The 23,300-nt window shown below is 66.3% G+C and carries 20 protein-coding genes; 17 read left to right on the top strand and 3 right to left on the bottom strand.

The window, feature by feature from the left end; translation table 11 throughout:
* Nucleotides 1-29: 29 nt before the first annotated feature.
* From BM297_RS04985 to BM297_RS04930, 12 genes are all read left to right on the top strand, one after another.
* Entirely contained in the window at nt 30-1,250 is a 1,221-nt protein-coding gene (locus BM297_RS04985) for an acyl-CoA dehydrogenase family protein (RefSeq protein ID WP_092428916.1), read from the top strand.
* A gap of 109 nt (nt 1,251-1,359) precedes the next feature.
* A complete protein-coding gene (locus tag BM297_RS04980; protein ID WP_092428914.1) occupies nt 1,360-3,051 on the top strand; it encodes a DUF1302 domain-containing protein in 1,692 nt (563 codons plus the stop codon).
* Between the two features lie 10 nt (nt 3,052-3,061).
* Nucleotides 3,062-4,435 carry a DUF1329 domain-containing protein gene (locus BM297_RS04975; RefSeq protein ID WP_092428912.1) on the top strand — a complete coding sequence of 458 codons (1,374 nt, stop codon included), beginning with the start codon at nt 3,062-3,064 and terminating at the stop codon, nt 4,433-4,435.
* A gap of 103 nt (nt 4,436-4,538) precedes the next feature.
* Nucleotides 4,539-5,618: a YCF48-related protein gene (locus BM297_RS04970; protein WP_245768210.1), complete on the top strand. Its 1,080-nt coding sequence runs from the start codon at nt 4,539-4,541 to the stop codon at nt 5,616-5,618.
* A 26-nt stretch (nt 5,619-5,644) separates the two neighbouring features.
* On the top strand, nt 5,645-8,068 hold the full coding sequence (locus tag BM297_RS04965) for an efflux RND transporter permease subunit (protein WP_092428908.1): 2,424 nt from the start codon (nt 5,645-5,647) through the stop codon (nt 8,066-8,068).
* Nucleotides 8,065-8,511, top strand: a complete 447-nt coding sequence (locus BM297_RS04960; RefSeq protein ID WP_092428906.1) for a GlcG/HbpS family heme-binding protein — start codon at nt 8,065-8,067, stop codon at nt 8,509-8,511. Before BM297_RS04965 ends, BM297_RS04960 begins: the two co-directional genes overlap by 4 nt.
* Before the next feature lie 53 nt (nt 8,512-8,564).
* On the top strand, nt 8,565-9,353 hold the full coding sequence (gene dmpE, locus BM297_RS04955; protein WP_217648241.1) for a 2-oxopent-4-enoate hydratase: 789 nt from the start codon (nt 8,565-8,567) through the stop codon (nt 9,351-9,353).
* 23 nt (nt 9,354-9,376) lie between these two features.
* A complete protein-coding gene (locus BM297_RS04950; RefSeq protein WP_092428902.1) occupies nt 9,377-10,333 on the top strand; it encodes an acetaldehyde dehydrogenase (acetylating) in 957 nt (318 codons plus the stop codon).
* An 11-nt stretch (nt 10,334-10,344) separates the two neighbouring features.
* Nucleotides 10,345-11,376 (top strand): 4-hydroxy-2-oxovalerate aldolase, encoded by a 1,032-nt coding sequence (gene dmpG / locus BM297_RS04945; protein WP_092428900.1) that lies wholly within the window; start codon nt 10,345-10,347, stop codon nt 11,374-11,376.
* A gap of 134 nt (nt 11,377-11,510) precedes the next feature.
* Entirely contained in the window at nt 11,511-12,233 is a 723-nt protein-coding gene (locus BM297_RS04940) for a hypothetical protein (protein ID WP_092428898.1), read from the top strand.
* 82 nt (nt 12,234-12,315) lie between these two features.
* On the top strand, nt 12,316-13,161 hold the full coding sequence (locus BM297_RS04935) for an alpha/beta fold hydrolase (RefSeq protein ID WP_092428896.1): 846 nt from the start codon (nt 12,316-12,318) through the stop codon (nt 13,159-13,161).
* A 75-nt stretch (nt 13,162-13,236) separates the two neighbouring features.
* Nucleotides 13,237-14,448 (top strand): multidrug effflux MFS transporter, encoded by a 1,212-nt coding sequence (locus BM297_RS04930; protein ID WP_092428894.1) that lies wholly within the window; start codon nt 13,237-13,239, stop codon nt 14,446-14,448.
* Between the two features lie 69 nt (nt 14,449-14,517).
* Here BM297_RS04930 and BM297_RS04925 read toward each other — a convergent pair whose 3' ends face one another.
* The gene (locus tag BM297_RS04925) at nt 14,518-15,462 is read right to left on the bottom strand and encodes a p-hydroxyphenylacetate 3-hydroxylase reductase component (protein ID WP_092428892.1); all 945 of its coding nucleotides are present in this window, start codon (nt 15,460-15,462) and stop codon (nt 14,518-14,520) included.
* A gap of 199 nt (nt 15,463-15,661) precedes the next feature.
* Between BM297_RS04925 and BM297_RS04920 the strand changes: the two genes are divergently transcribed.
* The 4 genes from BM297_RS04920 (at nt 15,662) to BM297_RS04905 (ending at nt 20,310) form a co-directional block, all read left to right on the top strand.
* Entirely contained in the window at nt 15,662-16,729 is a 1,068-nt protein-coding gene (locus BM297_RS04920; RefSeq protein ID WP_092428890.1) for an SMP-30/gluconolactonase/LRE family protein, read from the top strand.
* 35 nt (nt 16,730-16,764) lie between these two features.
* A complete protein-coding gene (locus tag BM297_RS04915) occupies nt 16,765-18,420 on the top strand; it encodes an arylsulfatase (protein WP_092428888.1) in 1,656 nt (551 codons plus the stop codon).
* A 178-nt stretch (nt 18,421-18,598) separates the two neighbouring features.
* Nucleotides 18,599-19,348: an electron transfer flavoprotein subunit beta/FixA family protein gene (locus BM297_RS04910; RefSeq protein WP_092429288.1), complete on the top strand. Its 750-nt coding sequence runs from the start codon at nt 18,599-18,601 to the stop codon at nt 19,346-19,348.
* On the top strand, nt 19,348-20,310 hold the full coding sequence (locus BM297_RS04905) for an FAD-binding protein (protein WP_092428886.1): 963 nt from the start codon (nt 19,348-19,350) through the stop codon (nt 20,308-20,310). Before BM297_RS04910 ends, BM297_RS04905 begins: the two co-directional genes overlap by 1 nt.
* 125 nt (nt 20,311-20,435) lie before the next feature.
* Here BM297_RS04905 and BM297_RS04900 read toward each other — a convergent pair whose 3' ends face one another.
* Nucleotides 20,436-21,194, bottom strand: coding sequence for a hypothetical protein (locus BM297_RS04900; protein WP_092428884.1), 759 nt, complete (start codon nt 21,192-21,194; stop codon nt 20,436-20,438).
* Nucleotides 21,195-21,538: 344 nt separating this feature from the next.
* Here BM297_RS04900 and BM297_RS21780 point away from each other — a divergent pair, with 344 nt between their 5' ends.
* Entirely contained in the window at nt 21,539-21,709 is a 171-nt protein-coding gene (locus BM297_RS21780) for a hypothetical protein (protein ID WP_175526604.1), read from the top strand.
* 255 nt (nt 21,710-21,964) lie between these two features.
* On the opposite strand, the gene BM297_RS04895 is transcribed toward BM297_RS21780, so the two are convergent.
* Nucleotides 21,965-23,281: an MFS transporter gene (locus BM297_RS04895; RefSeq protein ID WP_092428882.1), complete on the bottom strand. Its 1,317-nt coding sequence runs from the start codon at nt 23,279-23,281 to the stop codon at nt 21,965-21,967.
* Nucleotides 23,282-23,300 lie beyond the last annotated feature (19 nt).

The following is a 23,300-nucleotide window of genomic DNA, read 5'->3' as shown; positions in this document are numbered from 1 at the left end:
GCCAATAAAAATAATTGCGAGATACCAACATGAGCCAAGTCCTGAAGAAGTCCGAAGTCATGGCCTGCCAGCAGATTCCCAGCGAGGCCGAACTGCTGCAGCGCGCCCGCGACCTGATCCCGATGCTGCTGGAAAAGGCCACGTCGGTGGAAAAGAACCGCATGGTCTCGAAGGAAACCATCCAGGCGTTCGTCGATGCCGGGTTCTTCAAGATCCTCCAGCCGGCCCGCTTCGGCGGCTGGGAAATGAACCCCAGCGTGTTCTACAAGGTGCTGATGGAACTGGGCCGCGGCTGCTGCAGCAGCGCCTGGAACATGATGATCCTCGGCATCCACCAGTGGGAATTCGGCAGCATGCCCGAGCAGGCCTGCCTGGACGTGTGGGGCGCTGACGACCGCACCATCATCGCCTCGTCCTACCCGCCCTTCGGCAAGGTCGAGGAAGTCGAGGGTGGCTACCGCATCAGCGGCACCTGGAAGACCTCCAGCGGCTGTGACCACGGCCAGTGGGCCTTCCTCGGCGGCCTGCGCAAGGACGCCGACGGCAAGGTGATCGACCGCCTGTCGATGCTGGTGTCGGCCGACGACTACGAGATCATCGACGACTGGCACACCTTCGGCCTGGCCGGCACCGGCAGCAAGAGCCTGCTGGTCAAGGATGCCTTCGTGCCCTATCACCGCGCGCACAGCCTGATCAAGTACGAGTACAGCGAGCGCGGCAACCACTACCTGTACCCGTTCAACCAGGTGTTCTTCGGCGCGGTGTCCTCGCTGATCGTCGGCATGGCCCAGGGCGGCGTCGACGAGTACATCCGCCAGATGAGCGTGCGCACCAACACCACCGACGGCAACAGCGCGGCGCTCAGCCCCTACGTCAAGGACCGCCTGGGCAATGCCGTGGTGCGTGTGCGCACCGCCCGCGCCCGCCTGCTGCAGATGATGGCCGAGAGCACCGAGATCGTGGAGCGCCGCGAACTGGTACCGACCTTCGAGCGCGTCCACTACATGCTCGACATCGCCCGCGTCGGCCGCGAGTGCGAGGAAGCGGTGATGCTGCTGTTCAAGGCCACTTCGGCGCGCGGTATCTACTTGGACAACCCGCTGCAACGCATCCTGCGCGACGTCATCGCCGCCGCCAACCACATCACCCAGAACGCCGACGACACCGCCGGCATGCTCGGTGCCTACCTGCTCGGCCAGCAGTTGCCGCCGATGATCTTCGGCCTCGAGCCGGTATCGATCAACGACTGAGCTGTTCGGGGGAACTTGTGTAATCGGATGTATGCCACTGCCGGCAGCCTGGCTCCGGCAGTCACCCCATAACAATAAAAGACGGGTTACCGTCATTCGAGGTGTTCAAATGGCTAATAAAAGACAGTTCACTGTCGGCTCTGCCTGCGTGGTTGAAAAAGCTTTCAAACTTTCTGCCCTGAGCGTCGCAATCCTGTTGCTGCCCAATATGCCGGCGCAGGCCTTCCAGTTCGAGACTGGCAACGATTGGGAAGTGCGCTGGGACAACACCGTTAAATACAGCAATGCCTGGCGGGTTAAGGACCAGCACGACAAGCTGGTCGCCGACCCGAACCTGGACGATGGCGACCGCAACTTCGATCAGGGGATCATTTCCAATCGCGTCGACCTGCTCTCCGAGCTGGATGTCTCGCGCAACGGCGCCGGTTTCCGCGTCAGCGGCGCGGCCTGGTACGACGATGTCTACAACAAGGACAACGACAACGACTCCCCGGATACCGCCAACGCCTTCAGCGTCGACCACGACGAGTTCACCGACGACACCCGCGACCTGCACGGCCGCGACGCCGAGTTCCTCGACGCCTTCGTCTACAGCGACTTCAACCTGGGCGAGGAGATGTGGGGCGTGGCCCGGCTCGGCCAGCATGCCCTGCTGTACGGCGAGAGCCTGTTCTTCGGCAACAACGGCATCGCCGCCGCCCAGCAGCCGATCGACGTGGTCAAGGCGATCTCGGTGCCCAACTCGCAGTTCAAGGAGCTCGGCCTGCCGGTCAAGCAGTTCTCCACCCAGCTGCAGCTGACTCCCAACTTCTCGGTGGGCGCCTACTACCAGTTCGAGTGGGAGAGCAACCGTCTGCCGGGTGCCGGCAGCTACTTCAGCCCGGCCGACCTGCTCGACGAGGGCGGCGAGCGCATCATCCTCGCCACGGCGCCGGGCGTCGGGCCGGTAGCTTCCTTCTACCGCGGCAAGGATATCGAGGCGCGCGACTCGGGGCAGGGCGGCATCCAGCTGCGCTACCGCTCCGATGAGCTGGATACCGACTTCGGCCTGTATGCCGTGCGCTACCACGACAAGAACTTCCAGGTGCAGGTGCGCCCGGGGGCCAACGTCGGTGCGGGCCAGCCGGGGGACAAGCAGGGCGAGTACATGCTGGTGTTCCCGGAGGACATCACCGCCTTCGGCTTCAGTGCCAACCGCGGCATCGGCAACGCCAACGTCGGCTTCGAGGCCTCGATCCGCCACGACGCCCCGCTGGTCAGCCTGACCGTGGCCGACCTCAGCGCGGTCGCGCCGGTGCCGGTCGGCGACAACGACCACAACCCGCTGTATGCCGTGGGCAAGACCGCCCATGCGCAGATCAACATGATCAACGTGCTGCCCACCGGCACCTTCTGGGACTCGGCGGTCATCCTTGCCGAGCTGGCATGGAACCGCACGCTGAGCGTGGACAAGAACCGCGACATGCTCGACCCCAACGCCACCCGCGACGCCACCGCCATGCGCGTGGTGTTCACCCCGACCTACTTCCAGGTGCTCGACGGCCTCGACCTGTCGGTACCGATGGGCTTCGGCTACGGCATCGACGGCCGCTCCTCGGCGGTCGGCGGCTTCAGCCAGTCCAAGGGCGGCAACTACAACATCGGCATCGCCGGTGACTACCTGAAGTCGATCAACTTCAGCCTGGCCTACAACGGCTTCTTCGGCCCCTCGGCGCCGATCAACATCGGCGGCATCAAGACCTACGAACAGACCAACGCCGACCGCGACTTCATTGCCTTCAGCGTTTCGCACACTTTCTGAGGTGTTGACCATGTACAACAACAAGAAAACCCGTTTCCTGACTTGCGTATCCCTGCTGACCCTGTGCATCGGCGCCGCCCATGCGGCGGTCAGCCCGCAGCAGGCCGCCGCCCTGAAGGACAAGCTGACCCCGCTGGGCGCCGAGCGCGCCGCCAATGCCGACGGCAGCATTCCGGCCTGGGACGGCGGTTTCACCCAGGTGCCGGCCGGTTACCAGCCTGGCCAGCGCAACGTCGATCCGTTCGCGGCCGACAAGCCGCTGTTCACCATCACCGCGGCCAACCTGGATCAGTACAAGGACAAGCTGGCCGAGGGGGTGATCCAGCTGTTCAAGCAAAATCCGGACACCTTCCGCATCGACGTCTATCCGACCCGCCGCACCGCCGCGGCGCCGCAGTGGATCTACGACAACACCTTCAAGAACGCCACCAACGCGACCCTGGAGAACGACGGCCTGACCGTGAAGGGCGCCTACGGCGGCGTGCCGTTCCCGATTCCCCAGTCGGGTCTGGAAGTGCACTGGAACCACATGACCCTGTGGCGTGGCGAGTCCACCCACACCAAGTACAAGGTGTGGACCACCACCGCCGATGGCAAGCAGGTGCTGGCCACCGCGGCCCAGGACGAAGGGCAGTATCCCTACTACTACAAGGAAGGTTCGGCCGAGACCTCGCCCAACCCCAACTACATGCTGGCCATCCAGGCGACCTACGCCCCGGCCTTCCGCGCCGGTGAGGCGCTGATGGTGCACAACGTCCTCGACCACGTGAAGGGCCGCACCCTGTGGCAGTACCTGGCCGGCCAGCGTCGCGTGCGCCGCGCGCCGAGCATCAACTTCGACACGCCGAACGTGGTGGCCTCCGGGGTCAACTTCGTCGACGAGACCTTCGGTGGAGGCGGCTCGCCGGAACGCTACGACTGGAAGCTGCTCGGCAAGCGGGAAATGATCATTCCCTACAACAACAACAAGCTGCTGGCCAACGCCGACCAGGCAGTGATGGGCCAGCGCCACGCCAAGCCGGAGATGATGCGCTGGGAGCTGCACCGTGTCTGGGAAGTGGAGGCCACCTTGAAGCCCGGCAAGCGCCACGCCGTGCCCAAGCGCAAGTACTACTACGACGAGGACAACTGGGGTACCGCGATCCTCGATGGCTGGGACGCCGAAGGCACCCTGTGGCGCACCGCGCTGACCACGCCGTTCGCCGCGCCGGACATCCCGGCCACGGTGAACTACTGCACCGGCTTCTTCCACGACCACCGCACGCAGGCCTGGGTCTACAACTGCGCCCTGGGCGACTCAGGCAAGGACCAGTACGCCATGGCCGAGCGCCGCCGCGAGAGCTACTTCTCGCCGGAGTCGCTGACCAACCAGAGCGCGCGTTAAGCCCTGCGCGGCAGACAGCGGCCTGCACCGGTTCCCGGGGCGGGCCGCTGCTCCGGTAGCAGGTGCAGGTGGCAGGTGGCAGGTGGTAGCAGAGGTTCGAAGCATGAAAAAAACAATAATTGCCTTGTGTGTATGTCTGGCCGGCATGGGTGGCGCTAGCGCCCATGCCGTCGAGGCGGCGGCCAATCAAGCGCCGAGCAGGAAGGTGGCGGATACCCTGGAGCAAAAGGCGCTGCCTTCTGCGCTGGCCGCCCAGTCCATGCTGAGCGCCATCGCCAGGGCCGGTGAGCGCCTGGTGGCGGTGGGTGTGCGCGGCCATGTGGTGTATTCCGACGATCAGGGGCAGAGCTGGCAGCAGGCCAGCGTGCCGGTGACCGTGACCCTGACCGGGGTGTGCTTCGCCGATGCGCAGACCGGCTGGGCGGTCGGTCATCGCGGCGTGATCCTCAAGACCGTGGATGGCGGGCAGAACTGGAGCAAGCAGCTGGACGGCCGGCAGGCCGCCGCGAGGATCCTCCTGGCGCGCGAACTGCAGGACCCGGAGCAATCGGCTGACGCCCGGCGCCTGCAGATGGAGGGCGCCGACAAGCCGTTCCTCGATATCCAGTGCGTCGATCGCCAGCACGTCGTGGTCGTGGGCGCCTATGGCTTCGGCTTTACCACCCGTGACGGCGGCACCGACTGGACGCCCTCGCTGGCGCTGCTCGACGGCAGCGAACAGCGCCATGTCAACGTCGCCCGCCCGCTGCACGGCAAGCTCTACCTGGCCGGCGAGCTGGGCATGCTGCTGCGCATGGATGCCGACTTGCGCCAGCTGGAGCCGCTCGGCGAGCCCTATGCCGGCAGCTTCTTCGGCCTGGTGGTGAGCGGCAAGGGCAGCCTGCTGGCCTTCGGCCTGCGCGGCAACCTGTTCCGCTCCACGGATGCCGGGGCGAGCTGGCAGCAGGTCGAGCTGGCCACCAGCAAGAGCCTGACCACCGGGATCAACCTGGCCGATGGCGCCATCCTGCTGGTCGACGAGTCCGGCACCGGCTGGCTCAGCCGCGACGACGGCCTGCGTTTCAGGCCGGTCAAGCCCACCCGGCAATTCCCCTTCGCCGGCCTGCAGGCCACCGCCCAGGGCGGCGGCGTCGCCGTCGGTGTGAACGGGGTTGCCTTCTTCGAGCCGGACGCCCTGCGCTGAGTCGCTGGATACACGAGGTCAACAACATGGGTATCGGTACATCTTCCGATGGCTTCGAGGCCATCGCATCCCTCGCGGATTTCGACAAGTACTCGGGCAACCGCCTCGAGCGCCTGCTGTTCAACCACCGCTTCGTGGTGATCAGCGTCTGCCTGCTGCTGACCCTGGTGTTCGCCCTGGCGGCGACCAACCTGCGGCTCAATGCCAGCTTCCTGAAGACCATTCCGGCCAATCACCCGTTCGTGCTCAATTTCCTGAGCCATGGCGACGACCTCAAGGGCTCGGCCAACTCGCTGCGCATTGCCGTAGCCAGCCGTGGCGAGCAGGACATCTTCACCGCCGAGTACATGGAGACCCTGCGCCAGATCAACGACGACCTGTACCTGGTGCCGGGCGTCGACCGCGCCTTCATGAAGTCGCTGTGGACGCCGCTGACCCGCTGGCAGGGCGTGACCGAGGAGGGCTTCGACGGTGGCCCGGTGGTGCCGGACGGCTTCGACGGCAGCCCGGCCAGCCTCGAGACGCTGCGCGCCAACGTCGAGCGCTCCGGCGAGATCGGCCAGCTGGTGGCGCGCGACCTGCGCTCCAGCATCGTGCTCATCCCGCTGCTGGACATCGACCCGAAGACCGGTGAGGCGCTGGACTACAAGACCCTGTCCGATGCCCTCGAGCAGATCCGCGAGCGCTACCAGGCCAAGGGCGTGGACATCCACATCATCGGCTTCGCCAAGGTGATGGGCGACCTGATCGCCGGCCTGCAGGCGGTGCTGGGCTTCTTTGCCGTGGCGGTGCTGATCACCTCGGCGATCCTCTACTACTTCACCCGCTGCTGGCGCAGCACCCTGGTGGTGCAGGGCTGCACCCTGATCGGGGTGACCTGGCTGCTCGGCTGCCTGCCGCTGCTGGGCTACGAGCTCAACCCGTACTCGATCCTGGTGCCGTTCCTGGTCTACGCCATCGGCGTCAGCCACGGCGCGCAGAAGATGAACGGCATCATGCAGGACGTCGGCCGCGGCACCCACAAGCTGATCGCCGCGCGCTACACCTTCCGCCGCCTGTTCGCGGCCGGCATCACCGCGCTGCTGGCCGACGTGGTCGGCTTCGCCGTGCTGACCATCGTCGACGTGCCGGTGATCCAGGAGCTGGCGATCATCGCCAGCGTCGGCGTCGGCATTCTGGTGTTCACCAACCTGGCGCTGCTGCCGATCATGCTGTCGTTCACCGGCGTCTCGGCGCAGGCCGCCGCGCGCAGCCTGAAGAGCGAGGCCGGCGCGGAGCAGGGTGGTGCCAGGCATCCGCTGGTGCAGTGGCTCGACCGCTTCACCGCGCCGCGGGCGGCCACCGTCGCCATCGTCGTCGCCCTCGGTGTCGGCCTGTTCGCGGTGCTGGTGGGCAAGGAGCTGAAGGTCGGCGACCTCGATCCGGGTGCTCCCGAGCTGCGCGCCGACTCGCGCTACAACCAGGACAACCAGTTCGTCATCGGCCACTACCAGGCCAGCAGCGACGTGTTCGTGGTCATGGTGGAAACCCCGGCCGGCCAGTGCGTCGACTACGACACCCTGCGCAAGGTCGAGGAGCTGGAGTGGCGGCTGCGCCAGCTGCCGGGCGTCGAGGGCACCAGCTCGATCGCCGGGCTGGCGCGCAAGATCAACGTCGGCATGAACGAGGGCAACCTCAAGTGGAACGAGCTGCCGCCCAACCAGGCGATGATCAACGCCGCCGCCATCCGCTCGCCGCGCGAACTGTTCAATGCCACCTGCGACCTGCTCTCGGTGTACGCCTACCTCAAGGATCACAAGGCCGACACCCTGGACGGGGTAGTCGACGTCACCCAGCGCTTCGCCGCCGAGTACAACGACGCCGACGCGCGCTTCCTGCTCGCCGCGGGCAACGCCGGGATCGAGAGCGCCACCAACATCGTGGTCAAGCAGGCCAACGGCCAGATGCTGCTGGGCGTGTACCTGGCGGTCACCCTGCTGTGCTTCATCGCCTTCCGCTCCTGGCGCGCGGTGGTCTGCGCCATCCTGCCGCTGATCCTCACCTCGCTGCTCGCCGAGGCGCTGATGGTCAAGCTGGACATGGGCCTCAAGGTGGCGACCCTGCCGGTGGTGGCGCTGGGCGTCGGCATCGGCGTGGACTACGCGCTGTACATCCTCAGCGTCACCCTGTTCTGGCTCAAGCGCGGCGCCACGCTGTCGCAGGCCTACTACCAGGCGCTGATGTTCACCGGGCGGGTGGTGGTGTTCACCGGCCTGACCCTGTCGCTGGGCGTGGTCACCTGGATCTTCTCGCCGATCAAGTTCCAGGCCGACATGGGCGTGCTGCTGACCTTCATGTTCCTCTGCAACATGCTGGTGGCCCTGGTGCTGGTGCCGGCGCTGGCCTGCTTCATGCTCAAGCCGCAGCAGGCGCCGGCTGGCGCCCGCGCTGCCGGGGAGGTGCTGGCATGAACCTGCATCCCAACCCCGGCGCCGAAGCGCTGCGCCTCAGCGATCCGCTGAGCCTGCCGGTGGCCCACCAGTCCATCGCCGCCGCCCTGCGCCATGCCCAGGAGCGCGGCCTGCGGGTCAGCGTCGCCGTGGTGGATGCCGGCGGCCACCTGCTGGCCTTCTCCCGGCTGCCCCAGGCGCCGCTGCACACCATCGACATCGCCCAGGACAAGGCGATGACCGCGGTGTCGTTCTCCATGCCGACCGGCGCGCTGGGCGAGCTGATGAGCTGCGCGCCCGAGCACGTGCGCACCTGCCTGCTGCTGAGGCCGCGCATGGTGCCGATGGGCGGCGCCTTTCCGCTGCTGGTCGACGGCCGGCTGGTCGGCGCCATCGGTGTGTCCGGTGCCAGCGAGGAGCAGGACACCGAGTGCGCCGCTGCCGGCTGTCACGCCATCACATGAACCTGAACTGTCTCAACCCATTCCGCAGTTTCCCCGTACCGGAGAACCACACCGTGAATAGCACTTCCATCGACATCCCGGCATTGGGCGACGAACTGTTCAACGCCCTGCGCAGCGGCGAGGTGGTGGCGCCGCTGACCGAGCGCTTTCCGCAACTGGGCATCGAGGATGCCTACGCCATCCAGCAGCGCCTGATCGCCCGGCGCCTGGAGCAGGGCGAGCGCATCGTCGGCAAGAAGATCGGCGTCACCAGCCAGGCGGTTATGGACATGCTCAAGGTCGACCAGCCGGACTTCGGCCAGCTCACCGACCGCATGATCGTCGACCAAGGCACCAGCGTGCCGATGGCCTCGCTGATCCAGCCCAAGGCCGAGGGCGAGATCGCCTTCGTGCTCAAGCACGACCTGGCTGGGCCGGGCGTCACCGTGGCCGACGTGCTGCGCGCCACCGAGGGGGTGATGGCCTGCTTCGAGATCGTCGACTCGCGCATCCAGGACTGGAAGATCCGCATCCAGGACACCGTGGCGGACAACGCCTCGTGCGGCGTGTTCGTCCTCGGTGACCGCCTGGTCGACCCGCGCCAGCTGGACCTGTTCACCACCGGCATGGTGCTGGAGAAGAACGGCCGCATCGTCGGCACCGGCGCCGGCGCGGCGACCATGGGCTCGCCGGTGATCGCCGTGGCCTGGCTGGCCAACACCCTGGGTCGCCTCGGCATGAGCCTCAAGGCCGGCGAAGTGATCCTCTCCGGCGCGCTGTCGGCCATGGTGCCGGTGGTGGCCGGCGACCAGTTGCGCATGACCCTGGCCGGCATCGGCAGCTGCTCGATCCGCTTCGACTGAGCGATATCTACCAAGGAATTCCCATGAACGACAAGAAACTCAAAGTCGCCATCATCGGCTCCGGCAACATCGGCACCGACCTGATGATCAAAATCCTGCGCCACGGCCAGCACCTGGAAATGGGCGCCATGGTCGGCATCGACCCGGCCTCCGACGGCCTGGCGCGCGCCGCGCGCATGGGCGTGGCCACCACCCACGAGGGTGTCGAAGGCCTGACCCGCATGGCGGTGTTCCAGGACATCGACTTCGTCTTCGACGCCACCAGCGCCGGCGCCCACGTCAAGAACGACGCCTTCCTGCGCTCGTTGAAGCCGAACATCCGCCTGATCGACCTGACCCCGGCGGCCATCGGCCCGTACTGCGTGCCGGTGGTGAATCTGGAAGAGCACCTCGCCGCCCTGAACGTCAACATGGTCACCTGCGGCGGCCAGGCCACCATCCCGATGGTCGCCGCCGTCTCGCGCGTGGCCAAGGTGCACTACGCCGAGATCGTCGCCTCGATCGCCTCGAAATCCGCCGGCCCGGGCACCCGCGCCAACATCGACGAATTCACCGAGACCACCACCCAGGCCATCGAGGTGATCGGCGGCGCCGTCAAGGGCAAGGCGATCATCGTCATGAACCCGGCCGAGCCGCCGCTGATCATGCGCGACACCGTGTTCGTGCTCTCCGAGTCCGTCGACCAGGCCAAGGTCGAGGCCTCGGTCGAGGAAATGGCCGCCGCCGTGCAGGCCTACGTGCCGGGTTACCGCCTCAAGCAGAAGGTGCAGTTCGACGTGATTCCGCAAGACAAGCCGCTGCACATCCCGGGCCACGGCACGTTCTCCGGCCTGAAGACCTCGGTGTTCCTCGAAGTCAAAGGTGCCGCCCACTACCTGCCGGCCTACGCCGGCAACCTCGACATCATGACCTCCGCCGCGCTGGCTACCGCCGAGCGCATGGCGCTGTCGATTTTGAACAACGCCATGAACAACGGCTGAGGAGACGCGCCATGACCTTCAACCCCGGCAAGAAGCTGTACATCTCCGACGTCACCCTGCGCGACGGCAGCCATGCCGTGCGCCACCAGTACTCGCTGCAGAACGTGCAGGACATCGCCCGCGCCCTGGACGAGGCCAAGGTCGACGCCATCGAAGTCACCCACGGCGACGGCCTGCAGGGTTCGAGCTTCAACTACGGCTTCGGCGCGCACACCGACCTGGAGTGGATCGAGGCTGCCGCCGAGGTGGTCCAGCACGCCAAGATCACCGTGCTGCTGCTGCCCGGCATCGGCACCGTGCACGACCTCAAGGCCGCCTACGACGCCGGCGCCCGCAGCGTGCGCGTGGCCACCCACTGCACCGAGGCGGACGTCTCCAAGCAGCACATCGAGTACGCCCGCTCGCTGGGCATGGACACCGTCGGCTTCCTGATGATGAGCCACATGATCCCCGCCGAGCAGCTGGCCGCCCAGGGCAAGCTGATGGAGAGCTACGGCGCGCAGTGCATCTACATGGCCGACTCCGGCGGCGCGATGAACATGAACGACATCCGCGACCGCATGCGCGCCTTCAAGGCCGTGCTCGATCCGCAGACCCAGACCGGCATGCACGCCCACCACAACCTCAGCCTCGGCGTGGCCAACTCGATCACCGCAGTGGAAGAGGGTTGCGACCGCATCGACGCCTCGCTGGCCGGCATGGGCGCCGGCGCCGGCAACGCGCCGCTGGAAGTGTTCATCGCCGCCGCCGAGCGCATGGGCTGGAACCACGGCACCGACCTGTATCGCCTGATGGACGCCGCCGACGACCTGGTGCGTCCGCTGCAGGACCGTCCGGTGCGCGTCGACCGCGAGACCCTCGGCCTCGGCTATGCCGGCGTGTATTCGAGCTTCCTGCGTCACGCCGAAGTGGCCGCCGAGAAGTACGGCCTGAAGACCCTGGATATCCTCGTCGAACTGGGCCGCCGCCGCATGGTCGGCGGCCAGGAAGACATGATCGTCGATGTGGCACTGGACCTGTTGGCGGCCGGCAAGGGGCGCTGAGCGAGGGTGGGAGTGGCCGAGCGCGGTGCGGTTGCCGGCTCCCGCGCGCCCTCCAGGGGCGCGCGAGCGGGTCACCCGAAGTCGCGGCAATCCAAGGTCGTGGATGATTGCTCATAACAACAAGGAACACCGTCATGCATCTTCGTCTGCTACTTGTCCTCCTGCTCGCGCTGCCCGGCCTGGCCAGTGCCAGCCTGTCTGCCCAGCGTCTGCAGGACATCCGCATCCAGGCCTTCGGCACCTGCAGCAACCTGCTGGCCTTCTACAACCCCAACCAGGATGCCGCCGACCCGCGTCATGCCGAGCGCTACCGCGAGCACCTGCAGACGTTGCGGGGGCTTCTGGCGGGGCAGGATGCCACCCCGCTGGGCCAGGCTGGCGCAGAAATGCACACGCTGGTCGCGGATCTGGAGCGCGTTCCGGCGGGCCAGGCGGAGCTGTATCCCGAGCTGATCATCCCGCTGCTGAAGGCCCATGCCCGGCTCGACCGCGAGGCGGCCACCGCCTACGCCGCGGCTCCGCCTGCCGAGCAGCGCCAGCTGACCCTGCATGGCCTGAGCCTGGATGTCGAGCGCCTGCTGCTGCTCTACCAGACGCGCGCCTTCAGCCTGATCGGCATGTATGTGCTGGACGTTGACGACAACACCGTTCCCCAGCTGGATGGCCAGATCCATCAGGGCTTTGCCGACCTCGCGGCCCAGTGGCCCGAGCACTCGGCCGAGCTGGCCAAGCTGAAGCAGAGCTACGACTTCATCCGCCCCCGTCTGCTGCAGCACGACCGGGCCTGGGTCCCGGGCAGTGCCGCCTACTACCTGGGGCAAGTCACCACGCGGTTGGCGCAACTCGATGCCGAGTAGCGGTGACCCACTTACCTGACCGGCGTCGCGCCTGACGCGATGTCGTCCTTCACCTGAAATCAAAAACAAAAGGAATCAACCCATGAGCCAGTTCTCTCAGGACAACACCAGCCACTTCGCCCAGGTCGGCGACCTGCGCCTGCACTACAACGACGTCGGCGAAGGCGAAGTGGTGATCATGCTGCACGGCTCCGGCGCCGGTGCCACCGGCTGGGCCAACTTCCATCGCAACGTCGATGCCTTCGTCGCGGCCGGCTACCGGGTGATCCTGCTCGACTGCCCGGGCTTCGGCAAATCCGACCCGATCCTCACCGCCGAGCCGCGCTTCGTGGTCAACGCCCGCTACACCAAGGGCCTGATGGACGCGCTGGACATCGACAAGGCGCACCTGGTCGGCAACTCCATGGGCGGCGGCAGCTCCCTGGCCTTCGCCGTCGAGTTCCCCGAGCGCCTGAACAAGCTGATCCTCATGGGCGCCGGCGGCGTCGGCAAGACCAGCCTGTTCACCCCGCTGCCGATGGAAGGCATCAAGCTGCTGTTCCAGGTCTACCGCGAGCCGACTCTGGACAACCTGAAGAAGATGCTCAACGTCTTCGTCTACGACGCCAGCGCGCTGACCGAGGAGCTGGTGCAGCTGCGCCTGAACAGCATCCTCGCCAACCCGCAGCATCTGGAGAACTTCCTCAAGAGCGTCGAGCTGAGCCAGTTCAATTTCGGCGATTTCTCGGCCAACCTGCCGGACATCCGTCACCAGACGCTGATCACCTGGGGCCGCGACGACCGCTTCGTGCCGATCGACTGGAGCCTCAAGCTGCTCAACGGCATCCCCAACTCGCGCCTGCACGTGTTCAGCCAGTGCGGCCACTGGGCACAGTGGGAACACGCCGACGCGTTCAACCGTCTGGTGATCGACTTCCTCCAGCACTGATCGACGGCCGGCCGGGACGAGGGGGGAGGCGGGCTGCCTTCCCCCTTTTTTGTTTGCAGTGAACAGGAAACATCCATGACTTCCTCTCGGGACATACCGCTCCTGCTGTTGCTGCTGCTGGGGGCGTTGACCGCCATCGCGCCGATGTCCACCGACATGTATCTGCCGGCATTCCCGGCGATTCAGGAGCGGCTTGGCCTTGCGCCTGGCGAGGTCGAGCTGAGCTTTTCCGCCTATTTCGTGGGCATGCTGCTTGGCATGCTCTGCTACGGACCGATCAGCGACCGCTTCGGCCGCAGGCCGCCGCTGCTGTTCGGTCTGTCGCTCTATACGCTGGCTTCTTTGCTGCTGGCCGGCAGCGACAGCCTGGCCGGGCTGATCGGCTGGCGTTTCGTGCAGGGCCTGGGCGGTTGCGCCGGTGCGGTGCTGGCGGTGGCCATCGTGCGCGACCGTTGCACCCCGCAGCAGACGGGGCGGGTGATGAGCCTGATCACCCTGGTGATGGGCGTGGCGCCGGTCTTCGCGCCTTTGGTCGGTGGCCTGGTGCTGGAGCTGTGGGGCTGGCATGCCATCTTCGTGACCCTCGCCGGCTTCGGTGCGCTCTGTCTGCTGGGGCTGCTGAGCGTGCTCGACGAGAGTCTGGCGCAGCGCAGTGCACGCCTGGCGTTGCGACCGGTGCTGGCCGGCTACGGCGAGCTGCTGCTGGATCGGCGCTTCATCGGCTACTCGCTGAGCCAGGCCTGCACCACCGGGGCGATGTTCGCCTACATCGTCGGCTCGCCGTTCGTGCTGATCGAGCTGCACGGCGTGTCGCCGCAGCGCTTCGGCCTGTTCTTCGGCGTCAATGCCATCGGCCTGGTGCTGGCCAGCCAGCTGGTGCGCCTGCTGCTGCGTCGGTTCAGCCCGCAGCAACTGCTGCCGAGGATGCTCTGGGTGCCGCTGCTGGCCGGCAGCCTGCTGATGCTCAACCAGCTCCAGGGGCTGGAAGGCTTGTGGCTGATCCTGCCGGCGTTCTTCGTGCTGGTGTCGAGCGTCGGCCTGGTCGGCCCCAACGCCACGGCGCTGGCGATGGCCGAGCAGGGCGCGCGCGCCGGACAGGCATCGGCGCTGCACGTCAGCCTCACCTTCGGCATGGGGATGCTCGCCGGCCTGCTGGTCAGCCGGTTGCACGATGGCAGTCTGCTGCCGCTGGCACTGGTGGTGTTCGCCTTCAACATCGCCGGCCTGCTGGCCGTGCGCCTGCGCCGCGAGCCGCTGGTCGAGCCTGTGCATGAGGTCGGCACCTGACCACCGCGCGGTGGCGGGCCGTGTCGGGAGGGGAAAGTGGCGGGGCCGTCCGGCCCCGCGGGCGGGGTTTCAGCGGCTGGCCATGCCCAGGCGCAGGGCCTTCTTGACCACCTCCAGCTCGCCTTCGCTCAAGGTGCCGAAAATGTCCTCCTGCGCCTTGTTCACCGTGGCCCACAGCTCTTCCAGCTTGGCACGCCCGGCCGTGGTGACCTGGTGGCGCTGGCCCGCGGACTCCAGATAGCCGCGTTCCTGCAGGGTGACCAGGGCGTCCTCGACTTCCTGGGCCGGCATCGCCGCCGCCTGCTGCAGCTCGCCCAGGCCGGCGTTGGGTGCGCTGTCGAGGACCAGCAGCAGGCGCGCCTCGCTGTTGCGCAGGTTCAGCGCCAGATTCTCCTGGACGAAGCGCGGATGGCAGGCGTTGACCGCCTGGATCATCAGGTAGAACAGGTTGTCGCCCAGGCGGGTGTTGAGCAGGTCGCGGGCGTCGCTGGTTTCGCTGCTTTCCGGCTTGCGCCCGCGCGGGTGGGGCAGAACCATGGCGTAGCCGCCCTGGTGGTAGACCAGTGGCGCGCGGCCGTGATCCTCGTAGCGCTCCACCTTGCCGATCATGATCCAGTGGTCGCCGCCGTCGATGTGCTGGAAGTGGCTGCACTGGAAGTTGCCCGCGCAACCATCGAACACCGGGGCGTCGCCCAGGCCGCTGGCGTACTCGATGCCGGCGAACTTGTCTTCCTGCGGACGGGCGAAGTGGTTGGACAGGGCGATCTGGTCCGAGGCGAGCAGGTTGACGGTGAAGTGGCTGGCGGCCTTGAACACCTCCCAGGCGCTGGAGCGCTTGTCCAGGCTCCAGAGGATCAGCGGCGGCTCGAGGGACACCGAGTTGAAGCTGTTGGCGGTGACGCCGACCTTGTGCCCGTCCGGGCCGCAGGCGGTGACGATGGTCACCCCGCTGGCGAAGTTGCCGAGGGCACGGCGAAACTGGCGGGGGTCCATGCTGTTCTCTGCAGTAGTCATGAGGCTCTCCTGGGATCCTTCTGCGGCGCGGCCTGCGAGATCCGTTGTGTTGTCGAGGTAAGACCATTCTGGGCAACCTGGCGGGCGGCTTCATTGGCGTTAAACCGAAAGCACCTTTCGTTTGGTTTGGCTGGTCGAATGGGTCGCGGCTGGTAGCTTGGGCGGAAAACCTGACTGGTAACGCAAAAGGAGTCCGCCCGTGCCCAGGATCAATCGCACCGCCATCTTGGCCTGTTCGCTGCTCAGTGGTTTCGCCTTCGCCGACGCCCCGCCCTGCACCCCGGGGCAGGGCTTTCAGCCGGTCTGCGGGATCGCCCCGCCGGAGGATATGGAGCCCACCCCGGACGGCCGCCAGCTGATCATGAGCATCACCCCCGGGCTGGCCGGGCAGCAGGTGTCGCGCCTGCGCATCATGGACCTGCAGACCGAGAAGGTCCGCGACCTGCCGCTGCAGATCGCGCCTCAGGCGGGCTGGGGCGAGGCCGGCTGCGCTGCCCCGGCGCAGGCGCCCGGCGCCCACGGCATCCACCTGGCGCAGCGCGCCGATGGCCGCCAGCAGTTGCTGGTGGTCAACCACAGCGGTCGCGAGGCCGTCGAGTTCGTCGAGCTGGTGGCGGACGGCGGTGACTGGCAGGCGTTCTGGCGCGGTTGCGTGGAACAGAAGGAAGTCGGCCGCTTCAACGACGTGGCAGCCACGCCGGAGGGCGGTTTCATCGCCACCGTGATGTTCGAGTCGTCGAGCATGGCGCCGCCGTTGCCGCTGGAGCAGTTGCTCGACGGCCGCGACACCGGCTACCTGATGCGCTGGGCGCCGGGGCAGCCGCTGCACAAGCTGGCGGGCAGCGAGGCGCCGTTCCCCAATGGCGTGCAGGTCTCGGCCGATGGCCGGCATGCCTGGTTCGCCGCCTGGACCGCCGGGGAGATCCGCCAGTTCGACCTGCAGGAAGGCCGCCCGCTGGCGCGGGTTCCGGTCGGCTACATGGTCGACAACCTGAGCTGGGGTGCGGACGGCCGACTGCTCGGCGCCGGCATCGACGACGCTGGCGCCTTCCAGCGCTGCTTCGCCAGCCATGTCGAGCACTGCCCGGTGGGCTTCAAGGTGTCCGCGGTGGATACGCAGAGCGGCGAGAATCGTGAGCTGTTCGCGGCCGACGAGGGCGTGCTGGCCGGTGCCTCGGTGGCGGTTGAGGCTGGCGGGGTACTCTATGTCGGTTCCTATACCGGGGATCGTCTGCTGCGCCTGCAATCCACCCAGGCGGATGAATGAGCAGACCGGGCCACCAAGAACAACGGGAACATGCCATGCAACGACTCAAGCGGGCGGCCGGCGCCGCCCTGCTGGCCTGCGTATTGCCGGCCGGCGCCGCGGCGGCCGAACAGCCGAACATCCTGCTGATCCTCGCCGACGATCTGGGCTTCTCCGACCTCGCCAGCTTCGGCGGCGAGATCGAGACGCCAAGCCTCGACCAGTTGGCCGGGGAGGGTGTGCGAATGACCGATTTCTACGCCGCGCCGACCTGCTCGCCGACCCGGGCGATGCTGATGTCCGGCACCGACAACCACCTGGTCGGCCTCGGCACCATGGCCGAGGTGCTGCCCTTCGCCAAGGGACTGCAGGGGCGGCCGGGCTACGAGGGGCATCTCAACGGGCGCGCCCATTCGCTGCCGCGGCTGCTCAAGGATGGCGGCTATGCCACCTACATGGCCGGCAAGTGGCACCTGGGCAAGGCCGACGAGCAGGGGCCGCACGCCTGGGGCTTCGACCGCTCGCTGACCCTGCTCGAAGGCGGCGCCAGCCACTTCAAGCCGCTGCCAGGCTCCACGGTGCGCGTCGAGAACGTCAGCTACCGCGAGGACGGCAAGCCCATCGAGCTGCCGGAGAACTTCTTCTCCAGCGACTTCTACACCGACCGGCTGATCGACTACATCGAGTCCGGGCGCGAGGTGGGCAAGCCGTTCTTCGCCTACGCCGCCTACACGGCGCCGCACTGGCCGCTGCATGCTCCCGAGGCCTACATCGACAAGTACCGGGGGCGCTACGACGCCGGTTATGAGTCCATCCGTGAGGAGCGCATCGAGCGCCTGAAGCGGCTCGGTCTGATCGATCCGCAGTTCGTCGCTGCCGCTCCGGCCAGCCTGCCGAGTCCGCAGTGGCAGCAGCTCGACGCCGCGGAGCAGGCGGTGCAGGCGCGCAAGATGGAAGTCTACGCGGCCATGGTCGAGCACCTGGACATGAACATCGGCCGGCTGATCGACTACCTCAAGCGCGTCGGCGAATACGAGAACACCCTGATCGTGTTCATGTCCGACAACGGTGCCGCTGGCGAGGACCATGCCAAGGGCTATTCGCCGGGCGACAGCCTGACCGACAACTCGCTGGCCAACATCGGCCACAAGGGCTCCAACATCAACTATGGCTACCGCTGGGCCGAGGTCAGCGCGACGCCGTTCAGTCTGGTCAAGGGCACCACCGCCGAAGGCGGCATCGCCGTGCCGACCATCGTGCGTCTGCCGGCGGCCATGGGCGGCGAGGGCGGGCGAATCCTGCGCGGCTTCGGCCGGGTCGACGACCTGGCGCCAACCTTCCTCGAGGTGGCTGGCCTTCCGCTACCCGGCGACAGCTACCGGGAAGAGCCCAAGGCGCCAATGACCGGCCGCTCGCTGCTGGGCCTGCTCGCCGGCGAGCAGGCCGGCACGCCCCGCCAGGTGGCTGGCGAGCTGTTCGGCCAGGCCTACGTGCGCGACGGCGACTGGAAGCTGGTGGCCGCCCGTGCCCCGCACAGCGGCCCGCCGCTGCCCGACCGACCCTACGCCTGGAAGCTCTACAACCTGGCCGAGGACCGCGGCGAGACCACCGATCTGGCCGCCCGCTATCCGCAGAAGGTCGAGGAACTCCAGGCACAATGGCGGCGCTATGTGGACTGGGCAGGGGTGGTCGAACCGCCGCCCGGCACCTGAGCGTTTCCTCCGGCGAGGCCCCCATCCGGGGGCCTCTTGCATTGGCGCCGCGGCGGATTCTGCAGCAAAGCTGAACGCCCCCTTCGCTCTCCTTGCCTCCTCAAGGGTGGTCGCGGCTGTCGATAATCCGTGCAACAAGCAAGCCCATCCGGGCATGACAGCAATGAGCGAGGTGGTGATGAAGATTCTGGTGACCGTGAAGCGGGTGCTGGACTACAACGTCAAGGTCCGCGTCAAGGCGGACCACTCCGGCGTCGATCTGGCCAACGTGAAGATGGCGATGAACCCGTTCTGCGAGATCGCCGTGGAAGAAGCGGTGCGCCTCAAGGAGCAGGGTATTGCCAGCGAGGTGGTGGTGGTCTCGGTCGGTCCGGGCGCTGCCCAGGAACAGCTGCGTACTGCCCTGGCCCTCGGCGCCGATCGCGCCGTGCTGGTCGAGGCCGACGCCGAGCTGGGCTCGCTGGCCGTGGCCAAGCTGCTCAAGGCCGTGGTCGACAAGGAGCAGCCGCAGCTGGTCATCCTCGGCAAGCAGGCCATCGACAGCGACAACAACCAGACTGGCCAGATGCTCGGCGCGCTGACCGGCTTCGCCCAGGGTACCTTTGCCTCCAAGGTCGAGGTCGCCGGCGACCAGCTCAACGTCACCCGCGAGATCGACGGCGGTCTGCAGACCGTTTCCCTCAAGCTGCCGGCCGTCGTTACCACTGACCTGCGCCTCAACGAGCCGCGCTACGCCTCCTTGCCCAACATCATGAAGGCCAAGAAAAAGCCGCTCGAGGTGCTGACGCCGGACGCCCTCGGCGTGTCCACCGCCTCGCCGCTGAAGACCCTCAAGGTCGAGGCCCCGGCCGCGCGCAGCGCCGGCATCAAGGTCAAGTCGGTGGCCGAACTGGTCGAGAAACTGAAGAACGAAGCGAAGGTGATCTGATGGCCATTCTCGTCATTGCCGAACACGACAACGCCGCGCTGGCTGCGGCGACCCTCAATACCGTGGCAGCGGCCCAGCAGATCGCTGCCCGGGCCATCGGTGGCGACATCCACCTGCTGGTCGCCGGCAGCGGTTGCGCCGCCGTCGCCGAGGCGGCTGCCCAGGTCGCCGGGGTGGCCAAGGTGCTGGTCGCCGACCACTCCGCCTACGCCCACCAGCTGCCGGAGAACCTCGCCCCGCTGATTGCGCAACTTGTTCAAGAGCAGGGCGGCAAGGAGTACAGCCACGTACTGGCCGCCGCCACCAGCAACGGCAAGAACGTCCTGCCGCGCGTCGCTGCGCTGCTCGACGTCGACCAGATCTCCGAGATCGTCAAGGTGATCGACGCCGACACCTTCCAGCGGCCGATCTACGCCGGCAACGCCATCGCCACCGTGCAGTCCTCGGCAGCCGTGAAAGTGATCAGCGTGCGCGGCACCGGCTTCGACGCCGTGGCGGCCGAGGGCGGCAGCGCCAGCATCGAGGCCATCGCCAGCGTCTGCGACGCCGGCATCTCCCGCTTCGTCGGCGAGGAAATCGCCAAGTCCGAGCGTCCGGAGCTGACTGCGGCGAAGATCATCGTCTCCGGTGGTCGCGGCATGCAGAACGGCGACAACTTCCAGCTGCTCTATGGCGTGGCCGACCAGCTCGGCGCCGCCGTCGGTGCTTCGCGTGCCGCTGTCGATGCCGGCTTCGTGCCCAACGACATGCAGGTCGGCCAGACCGGCAAGATCGTCGCCCCTGAGCTGTACGTCGCCGTCGGCATCTCCGGCGCCATCCAGCACTTGGCCGGCATGAAGGACTCCAAGGTCATCGTGGCGATCAACAAGGACGAGGAAGCGCCGATCTTCCAGGTCGCCGACTACGGCCTGGTTGCCGACCTCTTTGAGGCAGTTCCCAACCTGTCGCAGGCCATCGTCTGAATATCCCCGACGTTAACTCAGGCTGCGATTGGTTCTTCGCCTGGGCCGAGGCGTTCTGCTTGCGCCCTGTCTTTTGACGGAATTTAAGCTGACGCCGCATGATTGCGGCGTCGATTCCCGATGATTTATTGCCGGGCGGAAATGATGCTTGTCTGCGCCAGGTTGTTCAGGCGAGTCACTCCTCTTCCCAGATAGATTGCGGCGCTGCGCGAAACAATCCTCTGGCCAGGGGCGAGCAGGCGAGGGCGGATGAAGTTGTAGTCGGTGTGTATCTTTTCAAGATCACTCCTGAAGTGTGGCAGCAGCTCGATCAGCGTCGCGTGACGGGAGCTGATGCGCTGGTCGATTTCCTGGAATGTATCTTCGTGGAACTCAATGGAGAATATGCCGAGGCCAATGAATGCCTGAGTCTCGTAGAGCAGCAGCATGCGGCTCGTGTCAAGGCTTTGCTGGTGGAGGTTGTCGGTCGTCGGTTCTTCCGAACGGGCCGTTTTGTAGGCCGCTTCGACAGCCTTGTCGAGCTCTCCATGCTCGCGAAGAATTGGGTTTATCAGGCGCGAATATTGCTCGTAAGCATCTTTGGGTTGTTGCTCGAGATGGTCGATTGCAGACTTGATCTTATTTAGCGAACTGGCAATCGCCGTGTTGTCAGGGAGGCCATCCACCATCCCTTGCAGATGCGTGAGATTCTGCTGGTAGGCTTGCTTTGCTTCGGGGTCGAAAGTGGCGGCAGGGTCGTGATTGTTGAAATAGACCAGCAGATTGGAACAGAGCAGAAATCCATGGGTGCGGATCTCGTGCAGACGATGGGCGACAGCCGGGTCGGCCCATGCAGGGATGGCGAATGCCAATAGGAATAGCAGCGAGAGTATGCGATTGAACATGGGGTAACCTCCTGTTTTTATTGTGTTTTTGCGTTTGTAGCAGCACACCTTGGTCAAGGATCGATCGGGGTGTGGGGTATGCGTCTGGTTGGTCGTTTCTGCTTGCATGGCGAGCCATGCCTTGACGAGCTATGCCTTGAATTGTTCAGCCCCATGCCGGCCTGATGAACATACCCTGAAAACGCCTAGGGTAGGTTTCTGGATATGCGCGGTGCAATATATTGTGTGCGTATTCAGCGTGGCTCTTGTAGTCCGAATAGACGATGTTGGTGTGTTCTTGGTGTGTAGAATCCATGTGCGAGCGAGTCATTCCTTGTCGGCTTGAGGCAGCTGGAGTGAATATTGTGAAATTGGAAAAACACAAGATATTGGTGGTGGTGTTATTTTCTGTCATGCTCGGAATTTTTGCGTTTTCGTGTATTCATGATCCGTATGCGGAAAAGCGTTCGCAGGATGATTTGATGAGCTTGATTCTGTCGCGAATTGGACTGGATAACGTGTTTGGCGGATTTTGAATTTCGGTTGCACTGCGGAAAATATATGGAGCGTCATTCGCGGCATACTCGAAAGAGTTGCCGCTTTTTTTTATCAAAAAACCAGATTGGTTTGTCAGCCTTGTCGAACACCGGATTCGCTCATGCGTGAAGGTGCTTCGTTGCCGCGGTGAGCGGGCCTTGTCGCCAGCAGCGGGCATTTGCCGTTCTGGTTGCGCGATCTCAGTTGCATGGCTCGCTCCAGGCGCAGGGGCGCGTAGCCACGGGGACGTCGATTCAGAGCGCCCGACAGGCCAGCGCCGCGTCCTCCCTCGCCGTAAGCCCGTAGACCCGCCACAACAGAAGGATCGGCAGGAGCACGGTCGCACTGATCGCCAGCATGGCGTAGCGCAGCGACTCGACACCGAAGGCCGGCAGCAAGAGGTCGCTGAAGATGCCGGTGGCCAGAGGGCCGAGGCCGACGCCGAGGAGGGTGGAGAGGATGGTCTGCATGGCCATGGCGGTGCCGCGCCGGTCGGGGGCGACCAGGTGGGTGACCAGGGTGAAGGAAGGCGCGACCCACCACACCGAGAAGAAGCTGGAAACGGCGCACCAGAGCATCGCCGTGGGTACCGCCACGCTGCCGAGCTGGGCCAGGGTGGCCGTCGGCCAGAGCAGGTAGGCGGCAATCGCCAGGCCGCCGATCAGGTTGCCCAGCAGCGGAATGCCGATCAGCCAGTGGCGATTGTGTTGCGCCAGGCGGTCGGTCAGCCAGCCGCTGAACAGGGTGCCGATGCCGGCGGCGCCGCCGGCGACCAGGCCGGCGAGCAGGCCGGCGTGCTGCAGCGAAAGGTCGTGGGAGCGCACCAGGAAGCTGGCGTTCCACATGGCGAAGGCGTAGCCGCTGAGGGTGGTGAGACCGCTAGCGAGCAGCAGGCAGCGCAGCGCTGGTTCCCGCCAGAGGTCGAGCGCGCTGCGCAGCATGCCCTGCGGGGCGGTCGGTGTATGGCTCAGCTCCCAGCGACCGCGCTGCGGCTCGTGCACGGTGGTGGCCAGCAGAGCCGCGATCAGCAGGCCCGGCAGGCCGATGAGCAGGAAGGCACTGCGCCAGCCGTGGGTTTCCACCAGCCAGGCACCGACGCTCAGGCCGATGATCGCCGAGAAGGTCGGCGCCGCGGTGAAGCAGCTGATGGCGAACGAGCGGCGGTGTGGCGGGTAGAGGTCGGCGATCAGCGACAGCGAGGTCGGCGTCGCCGGCGACTCGGCCACGGCCACCGCCATGCGCGCCAGCACCAGCACCACGAAGCTGCCGGCCAGGCCGCAGAGCATGGTCGCCAAGGCCCAGAGCAGGCAGGCACCGGCGAGCAGGCGGGCGCGCGGCAAGCGGTCGGCCAGGCGCCCGGCCGGCAGGCCGAGCACCGCGTAGACCGCGGCGAAGGCGAGGCCCGAGATCAGCCCCATGGCGCTGTCGCTGGCGCCGAACTCCTGCTTGATCGGTTCGATCATCACCGCCAGCACCTGGCGGCCGACGAAGGTGTCGGCGTACATCAGGGCCAGCAGGAACAGCAGACCGTGGCTGCGCCACAGGCTGGGAGAAGTCGTTGCACGGGCCATCGCAGGCTCCTTCGCTGCC

Source organism: Geopseudomonas sagittaria (assembly GCF_900115715.1).
GTDB lineage: Bacteria > Pseudomonadota > Gammaproteobacteria > Pseudomonadales > Pseudomonadaceae > Geopseudomonas > Geopseudomonas sagittaria.
The sequence above is the reverse complement of the archived record's forward strand: the minus strand, read 5'-3'. Positions and strand labels throughout refer to the sequence as shown.